The sequence below is a fragment of the Acidaminococcus sp. HCP3S3_H5 genome, from assembly GCF_052122235.1.
GTDB lineage: Bacteria > Bacillota > Negativicutes > Acidaminococcales > Acidaminococcaceae > Acidaminococcus.
This window is the reverse complement of sequence record NZ_JBQKCS010000001.1, coordinates 440896-454302: the sequence shown is the minus strand read 5'-3', so window position 1 is coordinate 454302 and position 13407 is coordinate 440896. Positions and strand designations below refer to the sequence as shown.

11 protein-coding genes, 1 tRNA gene and 1 riboswitch are annotated in these 13407 nt (G+C 56.9%); of the genes, 11 read left to right on the top strand and 1 reads right to left on the bottom strand.

The window, feature by feature from the left end; genetic code table 11:
- Nucleotides 1-100: 100 nt before the first annotated feature.
- On the bottom strand, nucleotides 101-340 hold the full coding sequence (locus ACTQY5_RS02275; RefSeq protein ID WP_195839653.1) for a hypothetical protein: 240 nt from the start codon (nucleotides 338-340) through the stop codon (nucleotides 101-103).
- Nucleotides 341-965: 625 nt separating this feature from the next.
- On the opposite strand from ACTQY5_RS02275, the gene ACTQY5_RS02270 reads away from it, so the two are divergent.
- From ACTQY5_RS02270 to mgtA, 11 genes are all read left to right on the top strand, one after another.
- Nucleotides 966-2135: a hypothetical protein gene (locus tag ACTQY5_RS02270; RefSeq protein ID WP_154488603.1), complete on the top strand. Its 1170-nt coding sequence runs from the start codon at nucleotides 966-968 to the stop codon at nucleotides 2133-2135.
- 15 nt (nucleotides 2136-2150) lie between these two features.
- Complete coding sequence (locus tag ACTQY5_RS02265) at nucleotides 2151-3311, top strand: M20/M25/M40 family metallo-hydrolase (protein WP_154488602.1); 1161 nt, start codon at nucleotides 2151-2153, stop codon at nucleotides 3309-3311.
- Nucleotides 3268-3438: a hypothetical protein gene (locus tag ACTQY5_RS02260; RefSeq protein ID WP_022487107.1), complete on the top strand. Its 171-nt coding sequence runs from the start codon at nucleotides 3268-3270 to the stop codon at nucleotides 3436-3438. The genes ACTQY5_RS02265 and ACTQY5_RS02260 overlap by 44 nt, the downstream gene beginning before the upstream one ends.
- 93 nt (nucleotides 3439-3531) lie before the next feature.
- Nucleotides 3532-4113, top strand: coding sequence for a flavodoxin family protein (locus tag ACTQY5_RS02255; protein WP_308664639.1), 582 nt, complete (start codon nucleotides 3532-3534; stop codon nucleotides 4111-4113).
- 72 nt (nucleotides 4114-4185) lie between these two features.
- A tRNA-Pro gene (locus ACTQY5_RS02250) sits at nucleotides 4186-4262 on the top strand.
- A 156-nt stretch (nucleotides 4263-4418) separates the two neighbouring features.
- Entirely contained in the window at nucleotides 4419-6029 is a 1611-nt protein-coding gene (locus ACTQY5_RS02245; RefSeq protein WP_154488600.1) for a peptide chain release factor 3, read from the top strand.
- 328 nt (nucleotides 6030-6357) lie between these two features.
- Entirely contained in the window at nucleotides 6358-7101 is a 744-nt protein-coding gene (locus tag ACTQY5_RS02240; RefSeq protein ID WP_154488599.1) for a WecB/TagA/CpsF family glycosyltransferase, read from the top strand.
- A gap of 90 nt (nucleotides 7102-7191) precedes the next feature.
- Nucleotides 7192-7839 (top strand): phosphatidylserine decarboxylase, encoded by a 648-nt coding sequence (locus ACTQY5_RS02235; RefSeq protein ID WP_022487746.1) that lies wholly within the window; start codon nucleotides 7192-7194, stop codon nucleotides 7837-7839.
- Nucleotides 7836-8525 (top strand): CDP-diacylglycerol--serine O-phosphatidyltransferase, encoded by a 690-nt coding sequence (gene pssA / locus ACTQY5_RS02230; RefSeq protein WP_022487745.1) that lies wholly within the window; start codon nucleotides 7836-7838, stop codon nucleotides 8523-8525. Before ACTQY5_RS02235 ends, pssA begins: the two co-directional genes overlap by 4 nt.
- Nucleotides 8526-8546: 21 nt before the next feature.
- Nucleotides 8547-9833, top strand: coding sequence for a glycosyltransferase family 2 protein (locus ACTQY5_RS02225; protein WP_154488597.1), 1287 nt, complete (start codon nucleotides 8547-8549; stop codon nucleotides 9831-9833).
- Between the two features lie 107 nt (nucleotides 9834-9940).
- Nucleotides 9941-10102, top strand: a riboswitch (M-box (ykoK) riboswitch).
- Between the two features lie 264 nt (nucleotides 10103-10366).
- Nucleotides 10367-13126 carry a magnesium-translocating P-type ATPase gene (gene mgtA, locus ACTQY5_RS02220; protein WP_441368725.1) on the top strand — a complete coding sequence of 920 codons (2760 nt, stop codon included), beginning with the start codon at nucleotides 10367-10369 and terminating at the stop codon, nucleotides 13124-13126.
- Nucleotides 13127-13407 lie beyond the last annotated feature (281 nt).

Sequence of the window (13407 nt, the reverse complement as noted above, 5' to 3'; positions counted from 1 at the left end):
AAACGACTCACGACGAACGACCAACGATGAACCCAAAAGGCCGCCGGATTTTCCGGCGGCCTTATCATTGGGAAGGAAAACGCCCGGGGCGTTTTCCAACCTACAGCAATCCATGCAATTTTCCAAGTTTTTGGATCTGGTCCAGAGAGTAATGGGTGATCCGGGAAATGGTCTCCATGGGGATCTTTTCTTTCAGCATGGCAATAATGTTGGATTCCCGTTCTTCCTGACGGCCTTCGAAACGGCCTTTTTCAAGACCTTTTGCCAGGCCTTGTTCCATACCTTGTTCCATACCCTTTTCCAGGTTCTTTCTTGCAATGGCGTGTCCGATACCGCACATGGTTTCCGCCTCCTTTTTCATTTCAACGGTCATGGGGATGTGGTATTTTAGCTAAAGAATATGATTTCTATATTGTTAATTTTATCATATTTGATGGGGATGGACGAGAAATGAAAAGCGGCAGGGCCGTTTTTCTGTCTCACGCAGACAGAGACCATCTGCCGGGGGCAGATGGTCATGAGCTGACAGTCACTAGTCACTAGTCTCTAGCGGCAGGAGGGAACCCGCCGGGTGGGTTCCTGGGAACGTATAAAAAGCGCAGGCCGGGATGGGCGTGCCTGCGGCTCGCCCCTACGGCGTTGGGGTCGGATGTTGGATACAACGGTCACAGGAACGGATTTTTTGAAGACCCCGTTTCTCTGATTTTCTGTTCCATCTCTGACCCCAACGTGTAGGGGCTGCCTGCAGGGAAGCCCATCCCGGCCGCCGGTTTTTCATGTTCAAAGGCAGATGCGTGAGCATCTGGCATCCGAAACGACTCACGACGAACGACCAACGATGAACCCAAAAGGCCGCCGAATTGTCCGGCGGCCTTTTCCAAAGTACAAAAATGCGTTATAATAGCCACATGCTTACAATTTACCGCAATAAAGTTTTATTTATGGTATGAGAAATGAGGGGGATTATGGGCAGTATTGTTTCTTTGACGGTGCTTTTTTGCATTTATGCGGTCAGTGAACTGATCGCCATGAAAACCCGGGCGATCCTTTCCACGGTGCTGGGGATTTCGGTGATCCTGCTGGCGGGGTTCTGGTCGGGGATCCTGCCCCAGACCATCATCAAGGATGCCCAGGTTTCTGGCATCGGCATGGGGGTGGTGGGGATGCTGATCGTCTCCATGGGGACCACCATCGACTTTGCGGAACTGAAGCAGGAATGGAAGGTGGTGGTCACTTCCGTGCTCTGTGTGGTGTTTGCAGTAGCGGCCATTATCCTTTTGGGCGGGTTTGTGATGGATCCCAAGATCGCCATTGCCGGTTCTCCCATTTTTGCCGGAGGCAATGCGGCCACCCTGATCATGCTGGCAGCGGCCAAGGAGAAGGGGTTGGCCTATGTGGGGACCTTCTGTCTGGTGCTCCTGGTGACCCAAAAGTTCTTCGGGATCCCCATTGCTTCAGTGGCCCTCCGGCGCCTGGCCCGGCAGCTGCGGGAAGATGAGGCTTTCGTCCGCCGGCACTGTGAGGAGGCGGAAGCAGCAGCCCAGGCGGCCCAAAAGAAGCCTCTGGCCCTGCCTTCGGTGCTGGACAAGCCTTCGGTGTACCTGGCCAAACTGGGTCTGGTGGCCACCCTGTCCTTCTATGCAGCGAAGCTCACCGGGGGCCATGTCCATTATCTGGTCATGTGCCTGATCCTGGGAACGGTGTTCTTTGCCCTGGGGTTCCTGGACAAGGGAATCCTGGGCAAGACCCAGTCCAGCGGCCTGATCATCTTTTTTGTGACCATCGTGATCTTTTCCAACCTGGGGGCCACCACGCCCCAGCAGGTGCTGTCGGTGCTGCCTCCTCTTTTGTGGTCGGCGGTGCTGGGGGTGGCCGGTCTGTGTGTGGCGGCGGCTCTGTGCAGCCGTCTGTTCCGGATGCCCTTTACCCTGGCGGTGTCCCTGGGGATCACCTGCACCTTCGGGTTCCCCACCACCATGCTGATTTCCCAGGAAGTGTCCACGGCCATGGGGGAAACGGAAGAACAGCGGAAGGCTCTCCTGAACTTCCTGCTGCCCAAGATGCTGGTGGCTGGATTCGTGACGGTGACCATCACTTCCGTGGTGCTGGCAGGCTTTGTGGTGAATATTCTGTAGAAGGAGTGTAGGGATATGGATGGACTGGATCTGCAATTGAAGGAATATATTGAGGGAAAGCGGCTGGAGATGCTGAACCTGTGGGCGAAATTCGTCAACACGGAAAGCGGCCCCAAACAGCTGGACGGGGTGAACCAGGTGGGGGATATCCTCCAGGGGGAACTGGAACAGGCAGGGGCCTTTGTGCGCCGGGTGAAGGTGGAACAGGCCGGGGACCTGATCGTAGGGGACTGGAATCCGGGTTCCCCGGAACCGCCGGTGGTGTTCATGGGCCATATGGATACGGTGTTCCCGGCCGGAGCAGCGGCAAAAAATCCCTTCCGGGTGGATGAAGAGGGCAATGCCCACGGACCCGGGGTGCTGGATATGAAGGCGGGGCTGGTGATCGGCCTTTATGCCCTGAAGGCTCTCCAGTCCATTGGCTGGAACAAAAGACCCATCCGGTTCCTGGGGATCCCGGACGAAGAGACCCTTCACATGTTCTCCAATGCCAAGACTCTGATTGCCCGGGAAGCGGCTGGAGCGGCGGCTGCCCTGAATTTTGAACCGGGGCCGGTGGAGGACAGCCTGGTGATCGGCCGGTACGGGGGCGGGCCTGTATCCATTACGGTCCACGGGGTGGCGGCTCATTCAGGCAGTGCCCCGGAAAAGGGACGGTCGGCTGTGCTGGAAGCGGCTCACAAGATTGTGAAACTGGAGGCTGCCAATGACATTCCCCGGGGGAAACTGATCAACTGCGGAGCTGTGGAAGGAGGCATCGGGGAAAACACCATCCCGGACTACTGCAAAATCCGCATCGGCATCCGGTACCGGAACCAGGCCATCGGGGACGAAATCTTTGCTCTGCTCCGGCAGGTGACGGAGGAGTGCACGGTGGAAGGGACCAGTGCGGAACTGGACACCAGCCGGGTAATGGCCTGCATGGAGACCACTGACGGGGTCCTGAAGCTGTACGACCATGTGGCAAAGACCGGAGAGGCCCTGGGCCTGGGGAAACCCCGGGGCATCCAGGTGGGCGGCCTGTCCGATGCGGGAATCACCGTGGGCCTGGGAATCCCCACCCTGTGCGGCATGGGGGTGCGGGGCGCCGGGTCCCATACAGATCAGGAATATGCCCAGGTGGAATCCCTGTATGAACGGTGCCTTCTGGCAGCGGCGGCAGTGCGGCGCCTGTGAGGCGGCCATGGACAGGAGAGTCATTGCCAATGTGATCCTGGGGTTCGGCTGCATCGCCCTGGTGCAGCAGGAATTTTTCCTGGGAGCCGGGCTCATCGCCCTGAGCTGTGTGGTAAGGAAGCAGTAGGGCCGGGTCTGATGTCTCACCCCGGGATGTTGACCGGTCGTGGTATAATACGAATGTATCATAAAATATTACATTTCAAAGGAGACGTATGAAATGAAAGTTTTGCTCTTTAATGGCAGCCGTCGGGAAAAGGGCTGCACCTATACCGCTCTTTCCCTTGTTGCCAAGGAACTGGAAAAGGCCGGGATCCATACGGAAATCGTGTACATCGGCCTGAATACGGTGAACGGGAAACTGGATGAACTGGTGAAGGAATGTGCCGCCAAAATGAAGGAAGCGGACGGCCTGGTAGTAGGGTCCCCTGTGTACTATGCTTCTCCCACCGGGGAAATCCAGGTGTTCCTGGACCGGTTTGCCGGGGTGGCCGGAGCTGACCTGCGGCACAAACCGGCTGCGGCCATTGCCTCTGCCCGGAGAGCCGGCACCAGCACCACCCTGGATGTGCTGAACAAGTACCTGATGTACAACGAAATGCCGGTGGTGTCTTCCAACTACTGGAACATGGTCCACGGGAACACGCCGGAAGAAGTGCTCCAGGACAAAGAAGGGGTCCAGATCATGGAAACCCTGGGCAAGAACATGGCCTGGCTGCTGAAGTGCCTGGAAGCAGGGAAAAAAGCAGGAGTGGAAGAACCGGCCAAACCGGCGAAAGTGATGACGAATTTTATCCGGTAAAAAAGAAATCGAAAAAACTTTAAAAAAGTGCTTGACGATTTCCCTTCTATGCCGTATAATCATTCTTGTGTTCGGGGCGTAGCGCAGTTTGGTAGCGCGCTTCCTTGGGGTGGAAGAGGTCGTGAGTTCGAATCTCGCCGCTCCGACCATTTAATTGAACGGAACGCCACAAAGGTCAGCTTTGTGGCGTTTTTTCATATGCAAAAGAACCGGGACGGTCCGTGACCGGTCCCGGCTGCCCATGGTATAATGTACAATGGAAGAATCTGGACCATCTGTAATTGAGGATTGGAGGAATACCTTGCATGTCTGAGCTGCAGGAGAAGATTGCCAAACGAAGAACCTTTGCCATTATTTCTCACCCGGATGCCGGGAAGACCACACTGACGGAAAAACTGCTGCTGTACGGAGGGGCCATCCATCTGGCCGGTTCCGTCAAATCCCGGAAGGCCAACAAGCATGCGGTGTCCGACTGGATGGAAATCGAAAAGCAGAGAGGGATTTCCGTAACCTCTTCGGTACTCCAGTTCGATTATGACGGGTACCGGGTGAATATCCTGGATACCCCCGGGCACCAGGACTTTTCGGAAGATACCTACCGGACCCTGATCGCCGCTGACAGCGCGGTGATGCTCATCGACGCGGCCAAAGGGGTGGAACCCCAGACCAAGAAGCTGTTCTGGGTGTGCCACCGGCGGAAGCTGCCCATCTTCACCTTTGTGAACAAACTGGACCGGTACGGCCGGGCCCCCATGGACCTGATGGACGAAATCGAAAAGGTGCTCCACATCAACGCCTATCCCATCAACTGGCCTATCGGCACCGACGGCCATTACATCGGGGTATACGACCGGCTGAAGAAGCAGGTGGAACTGTTCGACAACGACAGCAGCCACGGATCCAAGATCCTGAAGAGCACAACCGGCAGCCTGGATGATCCTGCCATCAAGGAAGCCATCGGGGAAGCCAATCTCCAGAATCTGATGGATGATATCGAACTGCTGGATATGGCCGGGGATGAATTCGATCTGGCCAAAGTGGATGCCGGGGAACTGACGCCCATGTTCTTCGGGTCCGCCATGACCAACTTCGGGGTACGGAGCTTCCTGGAAAAATTCCTGGAACTGTCTCCGGAACCCCAGCCCCGGAAACTGAAGGACGGGGGCGTGGTGAATCCCACCGACGAGGACTTCACCGCTTTCATCTTCAAGATCCAGGCCAACATGAACCCGGCCCACCGGGACCGGATTTCCTTTATGCGGATCTGCTCCGGGGTGTTCGAAAAGGGCATGACCGTATGGCATGTCCAGGGACAGAAACCGGTGAAACTGGCCCAGCCCCAGCAGTTCATGGCCCAGGAACGGACCACTGTGGAAAAGGCCTACCCGGGGGATATCATCGGGGTGTTCGACCCGGGGATCTTCACCATCGGAGATACCCTGTGCAATGAGAAGCACCCGGTGCAGTTCGAGGATTTCCCCATTTTCCCGCCGGAAATCTTCGCCAAGGTCCAGCCCAAGGATTCCATGAAACGGAAGCAGTTTGAAAAGGGCATTGTCCAGCTGGCCCAGGAAGGGGCCATCCAGGTGTTCAAGCAGAAGGACATCGGGATGGAAAGTTTCGTGGTCGGCGTGGTGGGCGTGCTGCAGCTGGAAGTACTGGAATACCGGCTGCTGAACGAATACAATGCCAAGCTGCTGCTGGAACAGCTGCCTTATTCCGTGGCCCGGTGGGTCTATGCGGATGATCCGGAACTGATCCGGAACATCAAGGGCCTGGACAACGGGATGCTGGTGTACGACAAGCTGGGACGGCCGGTGGTGCTGGTATCCAATGAATGGAACCTGAACTGGATCCTGGAACGGAATCCGGGAATCAACTTCACCCAGGTCCCCAGCGAGGCACGGGCGATTTAAGGAGAAAAGGAAGGAACCTGCCTGAAGCAGGTTCCCGTAAAGGGAAACGCAGCCGGGGGCTGCTAACCCACCACCAGCCTGGGGGCTGGTCCCCCGCCCTTGAAAAGGGCGGATATAGAAGAGTGAAAGTAACGGCTGGTCCCCGCCCTTGAAAAGGGCGGATATAGAAAAGTGAAAGTAACGGCTGGTCCCCGCCCTTGAAAAGGGCGGATATAGAAGAGTGAAAGTAACAGATGGTCCCCCGCCCTTGAAAAGGGCGGATATAGAAGAGTGAAAGTAACGGCTGGCCCTTCGCCCTTGAAAAGGGCGGATATAGTGAGGTGGACTTATGGACAACAAGAAACCTGCTGTGGATATCCTGGGAGTGCCGGTGACTCCTTTTTCCATGGCGGAAGCAGTGGCGTGGCTTATGGAACGGGTGGACCGGGATCTGCCTACCCAGGTGGTCACCGCCAATGCGGAAATCATCATGATGGCCCAGCAGATGCCGGCCTACAAGGCCCTGCTGGACAAAACGGACCTGATCCTGGCGGACGGGGCCGGCACCGTGTGGGCCGGACGGACCCTGGGGAACCAGGTGCCGGAACGGGTGGCCGGTTTCGACCTGTTCCTGGAGCTTTTGAAGGACGGGGCCCGAAGAGGCACGAAATTCTTCCTGTTCGGGGCGGCTCCGGGAATTGCGGAAGCAGCGGCCGCCAAGGCGGCGGAAATCGCCCCGGGGGTGCAGATCGTGGGCACCCGGAACGGCTACTTCACCAAAGCCGATGAACCGGACATCATCCGGCAGATCAACGCAAGCGGAGCCCAGGTGCTGTTCGCGGCCCTGGGGGCTCCCAAGCAGGAATTCTGGCTGGAAGAACACCGGGATGCCCTGAAGCCTGCCCTGCGGGTGGGCCTGGGAGGCAGCTTCGACGTGCTGGCCGGGAAAATGGAACGGGCGCCCAAATGGATGCAGGAAGCTTCCCTGGAGTGGCTGTTCCGGCTGTACAAGCAGCCCAGCCGCCTGGGACGGATGATGGCCCTGCCGAAATTCGTGGTGAAGGTACTGGAAGCCAAACACGGCCGGAAATAACAGGGTCTGGACTCCACCGTTTTTTGCCGTACAGATTTGGACAAAGAAACTGAGATAAGGTATAATAAAACGATGGGTGGAGGTGAAGATGTGACCAAATACAAATACCATATAGTAAAGGAAGGCTATCCCTTTATCGGGACCATGCTGGCCGTGACCATCCTGGCCGGTTATGTGGCCGGTCCGGTTTTTGCAGTACCCCCGGCGGTCCTGATGATTTATTTTGGCTACTTCTTCCGGAACCGGGTGCTGGATGTGAAGCAGGATCCTGATATCCTGTATTCTCCGGCGGACGGTACGGTGATGGGGGTAGAGGAGTTTTTCGATAAAGAATATCTCAACGAACCGGCCAAGAAAGTGACCATTTTCCTGTCCGTGTTCAATGTGCATACCAACCGGGCTCCCATGACGGGGCTGGTGAAGTACATGCGCTACACCTGTGGGGGGTACGAACCGGCTTTCAAGGATTCGGCACCCATTGTGAACGAACGGATGGCCATCGGCCTGGACAACGGCACCAACCGGATCCTGGTGATCCAGATTGCCGGGATCCTGGCCCGGCGGATCGTTTCCTGGACCAGCCTGGGCAGCCGGCTGAAACAGGGTGACTGCTACGGCATGATCAAGTTCGGTTCCTGTACGGAACTGGTGGTTCCCCGCTCTGTGGAGATCCTGGTCCGGAAAGGGGACAAGGTGCAGGGCGGTATCAGTATCATCGGGAGGCAGAAAGCAGAATGAACTACAAACGCATGGTCCCCAACAGCATCAGCGGACTGAGCCAGATGCTGGGACTGATTTCCATTTATCTGTCCATGGAAAAGGATTTTTCCCTGGCAGCCATCTTCATTATCCTGGCCATCCTGGCCGATTCCTGTGACGGCCGTGCCGCCCGGGCTCTGGGGGTCAGCGGACCTTTCGGGGTGGAGATGGATTCTCTCTGTGACGTGTGTTCCTTCGGCATGGCACCTTCGGTGCTGATCTATACCTATTCCCTCCATGAACTGGGAGTGGCGGGGATGATCATCTCCGGTCTTTTTGCCTTCGGGGCGGCCATGCGGCTGGCCCGGTTCAACGTGAATGTCAGCGATATCCACGGATACTTCCAGGGGATGCCGGCGCCGGCGGGAGCCTGCGTCATCGTCACCTTCGTGCTGGGAGGCATGCAGATCGGCCCGGTGCTCACCTCCCTCCTGACGGTGGCTGTGGCCTGCCTGATGTACAGTGATGTAAAGTATCCGGATTTCAAGGGCCATGGGAATCCCCTGTTCCGGGTGCCGGTGATCATTTCTTTCATCCTGGGGGCTCTGGTATTGTACAGCGATCTGAAGGCCTGGCCTTTTGTGATCATGTTCACCTATACCCTGTGCGGGGTGCTCAATGCTGTGTATGTGAAAGTGACGGGGAAACAGGCCGTCTTTAAGTAAGAGGAGGAAACAAGAGGTTTTATGAGCACGTATTTTGACATCATCATGGTTCCCCTCCAAGTGCTGATCGTCTTTTTCACCATCTATTATTTTGTGATTTCCCTTTTTGGCATTTTGCCCCGGAAAAAAGAAAAGAAGATCCTGACGCCCAAGACTACCTTTGCCGTGATCGTGGCCGCCCACAACGAAGAAAAAGTCATCGGGGAGCTGGTGGAGAACCTCCATATGCTCCGGTATCCCGACGAACTGTATGACATTTTCGTCATCGCCGACAACTGTAAGGACCATACGGCGGATGTGGCCCGGAAAGCCGGGGCCATTGTGTACGAACGGTTCAATCAGGAGGAAGTGGGGAAGGGGTTCGCCCTGGAATGGATGTTCCGGCAGCTGTTTGCCCTGGACAGACAGTATGATGCGGTGGCCATTTTCGACGCGGACAACCTGGTGCACCCGGACTTCCTGAAGGAAATGAACAACCGGTTCTGCAAAGGGGAACGGCTGATCCAGGGGTATCTGGACGTGAAGAACCCCAACGACAGCTGGGTCAGCGGCACCTTCGCCATCAACTTCTGGATCGTGAACCATGTATGGCACCTGGCCAAGTATACCATCGGGCTCTCCAGCGTGTTCGGGGGCACCGGCATGGTGATTGCCACGGAAGTGCTGAAAAAGTACGGGTGGAAAGCCACCTGCCTGACGGAAGACATGGAATTCACCATGAAGTGCCTGCTGGAAGGGATCCCCACCACCTGGTGCCAGGATGCCATCATCTACGACGAAAAGCCCCAGACCTTCAAGGCTTCCTGGAACCAGCGGAAGCGGTGGGCCCAGGGCCAGTTCGATGTGGCAGGCCGGTACATGGGGAAGCTGCTGAAGGAAGGGATCCGGAAGCGGGACATTGTGATCCTGGATGGGGTCATCGATGTGTTCCAGCCCTATTTCATGCTGATCTCCACCTTCTTCGTGCTCTGCAGCACCATCTACAACTTTGTGCCTTTTTACACCAATGTGCTCTATGCCCTGCTGCCTTACCATGTGTGGCAGGTGATCGGGGTGGCCCAGTACGTGATCCCGGCCATTATCCTGTTCAAGATCAACGCGGCCCCCAAGTCCTGGTTCTACACCCTGTTCTATCCGCTGCTGCTCTACAGCTGGGTGCCCATCACCATTTTGGGCTTCCTGCACCGGCACGAACACGTGTGGAGCCACACCATCCACACCCGGAGCATCAGCTTCAACGATGTGCTGGTGCCGGAAAGTGCGGAAACCGGACCGAAGCAGATCGTACTGCCGAAAGAAAAAAGATAAGGGCTGCAAAGCAGCCTGCGATTGGGGGCTGTTGCTCATGCAACAGCCCTTTTTCTGTTTCATCCTTGACAAAATCCCTGCATATTGCTATAGTATGGGTATCAACAGAATAGTTCCGGTAGGCAAGGCTCCTACAGGGATACGGACTGCTGCCGCAACAGGATGGAGACATCCCGCGTAGGTCTGAACAGGCTGCGTCAAACAAGAAGGCGCCGCATAATGCAGTTTCACCGCCCTGTAGAGTTGAAGCTCGTACGGTGGCGGTGAAAGCGGCTGGCAGCTGTTTCCACTGAAGTGTGTTTTGCATTTGTGCCGTTCGGGTTTCCCCCCGGACGGCTTTTCTGTTATGTGAATCTGAGTCCTGGAAAGGTGGTGGCAAAGCATGGACGGTGCTGGTGGAGGCAGTCATCCTCACGGTTTGGGCAGCGGAATTTTCACAGACTGGCGGTGTCGGTCCGGTTTTGCTGCGCGTTTCTGAGCTGACGGCCTCTTAAAGAGGGGGAACGGCCCCCGGATTTCTTTAGGAGGAGAACATGAAAAAAGAAAATATGGACAAAAAATTCCAGCTGGCGGCCCATGAAGCCCAGGCAAAGCTCCTGGAGGCAGCTGCCCTGGAAACCAACGATGTGATGGCCCGGTACGGTACCGGGGCTTCCGGCCTGACGGAAGAACAGGCAGAGGCTTCCCGGGACAGATACGGAGCCAACAAGGTGACCCGGGAAAAGAAGAAGAGCGTGGCCGCCCGTCTGGTGGAAGCTTTTGTGAATCCCTTTACGGTGATCCTGTTTGTGCTGGCGGGGGTGTCTACGGTAACGGACATCATCCTGCCCCTGCGCTCCGGGAACATGGAGGATTTCAACCCGGTGACGGTATGCATCATCCTGACTTTGCTGCTGATCTCCGGCGTACTTCGGTTCGTCCAGGAAACCCGCAGCGGGGATGCGGCAGCGAAACTTTTGGAACTGATCACCACCACCTGCACGGTGATCCGGGACGGGGGCAAAAAGAAGGAAATTCCCCTCCAGGACGTGACGGTGGGGGACCTGGTGTGTCTGTCCACTGGTGATATGGTACCGGCGGATCTGCGGATCCTGGATGCCAAGGACCTGTTTGTGAGCCAGGCTTCCCTGACCGGGGAAAGCGCCCCTCAGGAGAAGGTCCCTTATAAAGTGGATGCCAGCGGGGACAAAGCGGTGACGGAACTGTCCAACCTGGCTTTTATGGGCACCAACGTGATTTCCGGTTCCGCCACCGGTCTGGTGCTGGGCATCGGGGACCACACTCTGTTCGGCAGCATGGCCAGCTCCATGGCCCAGGAGGCTCCGGAAACCAACTTCACCAAAGGAGTGAACTCGGTATCCTGGGTACTGATCCGGTTCATGATGGCCATGGTGCCCCTGGTATTTTTCATCAACGGATTTACCAAAGGAGACTGGGTGTCCGCCTTCCTGTTCGCCATTTCTGTGGCGGTGGGGCTGACGCCGGAAATGCTCCCCATGATCGTTACCACCTGCCTGGCCAAAGGGGCCGTTTCCATGTCGGAAAAAAAGACGGTGGTGAAGAGCCTGAACTCCATCCAGAGTTTTGGGGCCATGGACGTGCTGTGTACGGACAAGACCGGTACCCTGACCCAGGACAAGGTGGCTCTGGAATACCATCTGGATCCCAACGGTCAGTCCAGTCAGCGGGTGCTCCGGTATGCTTACCTGAACAGCTATTTCCAGACCGGGTACAAGAATTTTATGGATCGGGCCATTATTGAAAAAACGGAAGAAGAGGAAAAGGCAGACCCCAAGCTGGTGGATCTGTCGGAAAATTACCGGAAGGTGGACGAGGTGCCTTTTGACTTTGCCCGGCGGAGACTGTCCGTTGTGGTCATCGATCCCAAAAACCGGACCCAGATGATCACCAAAGGGGCGGTGGAAGAAATGCTGGCCATCTGCAGCCAGGTGGAACAGCCGGAAGGGACGGTGGAACTCACCGATGCCCTGCGGAGGAAAATCCGCCAGGTAGCGGACCAGCTGAATGAAGAGGGGATGAGGGTGATCGCCCTGGCCCGGAAAATCAATCCTTCCCCGGTAGGGGCTTTCGGGTCCAAGGATGAACGGGACATGGTGCTCATGGGGTACCTGGCCTTCCTGGATCCGCCCAAGGAAAGCGCCGGTCAGGCCATCCAGGCTCTGAAGGACCATGGGGTCACCACCAAGGTGCTTACCGGGGACAACGAAAAGACCACCCGGTGCATCTGCCGTCAGGTGGGGCTGCCGGTGGAACACATCCTTTTGGGCAGCGACCTGGAAAAAATGGATGACGGACAGTTGGCAGCAGAAGTGGAAGGAACCACCGTGTTCGCCAAACTGTCTCCGGACCAGAAGGCCCGGGTGGTGGGCGCTCTCCAGGCCAAAGGCCATACGGTGGGGTTCATGGGAGACGGGATCAACGATGCCCCGGCTCTCAAGATGGCGGATATCGGGATTTCCGTGGACAGTGCCGTGGATATCGCCAAGGAAAGTGCGGATATCATCCTGCTGGAAAAGAGCCTGATGGTACTGGAAGAAGGAATCGTGGAAGGCCGGAAAACCTACGCCAACATGATCAAATACATCAAGATGACTGCCTCTTCCAACTTCGGGAACATGTTCTCGGTGCTGGCGGCCAGCGCTCTGCTGCCGTTTTTGCCCATGAGCAGTCTCCAGCTGCTGATCTTGAACCTGCTGTACGAAATTTCCTGCATTGCCATTCCCTGGGACAATGTGGACGAGGATTATCTGAAGGTGCCCCGGAACTGGGATGCTTCCAGCATCGGCAGCTTCATGCTGTGGCTGGGGCCCACCAGCTCGGTGTTCGACTGGATCACCTATCTGGTGCTGTATTTCGTGATCTGTCCTCAGATGCTTTCTGGCGGGGTCACCTACAACCACATTGCTGCCGATGCAGTGGTGGGCCAGGGAGTCTTTGCCGGCATGAACCTGCGGGATGCCTATGAGGCCCTGTTCCAGGCCGGGTGGTTCGTGGAATCCATGTGGACCCAGACTCTGGTGATCCACATGCTCCGGACGCCCAAACTGCCTTTTGTCCAGAGCCATGCGTCGGCGCTTCTGACCGCCATGACCGGCAGCGGCATTGCCCTGTGCACCCTGCTGCCCTTTACCGGGGCCCTGGGAAGGGATCTGGGATTCCTGCCCCTGCCAGGGATGTATTTCGGGTTCCTGGCGCTGGTGGTGGCCGGATACATGCTGCTGACCACCAGCATCAAGAAGGCCTACATCCGGCATTACGGGAGCCTGCTGTGACAGGGAAAAGTGAAGAGGGAAGAGCAGGATCGGCGTGGGAGCGGCGAATCCATTGAGATTCCGTAATCGGCTGATGGAAGGAATCTGCGGCCGCAGATTCCGTTGAAGGGAAACGCAGCTGGCGCTGCTAACCCACCACCATTGCGCAGGCGCAACGGTCCCCCGCCCTTGCAAAGGGCGGATATACGCTCGAGCTGGTGCCCATTGTTTTTTGTGGGTACAAGGGCGTAAGGCCCGCGTATCCACTATCCGCCCTTTGCAAGGGCGGGGGACCAGCCGCA

Excerpts from the sequence above, each read along its gene's own strand:
- ACTQY5_RS02240 (WP_154488599.1), top strand. The coding sequence starts at position 6,358 with ATGGACAACAAGAAACCTGCTGTGGATATCCTGGGAGTGCCGGTGACT.
- ACTQY5_RS02260 (WP_022487107.1), top strand. The coding sequence starts at position 3,268 with ATGAACGGTGCCTTCTGGCAGCGGCGGCAGTGCGGCGCCTGTGAGGCG.
- ACTQY5_RS02270 (WP_154488603.1), top strand. The coding sequence starts at position 966 with ATGGGCAGTATTGTTTCTTTGACGGTGCTTTTTTGCATTTATGCGGTC.
- mgtA (WP_441368725.1), top strand. The coding sequence starts at position 10,367 with ATGAAAAAAGAAAATATGGACAAAAAATTCCAGCTGGCGGCCCATGAA.
- ACTQY5_RS02275 (WP_195839653.1), bottom strand. The coding sequence starts at position 340 with ATGTGCGGTATCGGACACGCCATTGCAAGAAAGAACCTGGAAAAGGGT.
- pssA (WP_022487745.1), top strand. The coding sequence starts at position 7,836 with ATGAACTACAAACGCATGGTCCCCAACAGCATCAGCGGACTGAGCCAG.
- ACTQY5_RS02265 (WP_154488602.1), top strand. The coding sequence starts at position 2,151 with ATGGATGGACTGGATCTGCAATTGAAGGAATATATTGAGGGAAAGCGG.
- ACTQY5_RS02225 (WP_154488597.1), top strand. The coding sequence starts at position 8,547 with ATGAGCACGTATTTTGACATCATCATGGTTCCCCTCCAAGTGCTGATC.
- ACTQY5_RS02255 (WP_308664639.1), top strand. The coding sequence starts at position 3,532 with ATGAAAGTTTTGCTCTTTAATGGCAGCCGTCGGGAAAAGGGCTGCACC.
- ACTQY5_RS02245 (WP_154488600.1), top strand. The coding sequence starts at position 4,419 with ATGTCTGAGCTGCAGGAGAAGATTGCCAAACGAAGAACCTTTGCCATT.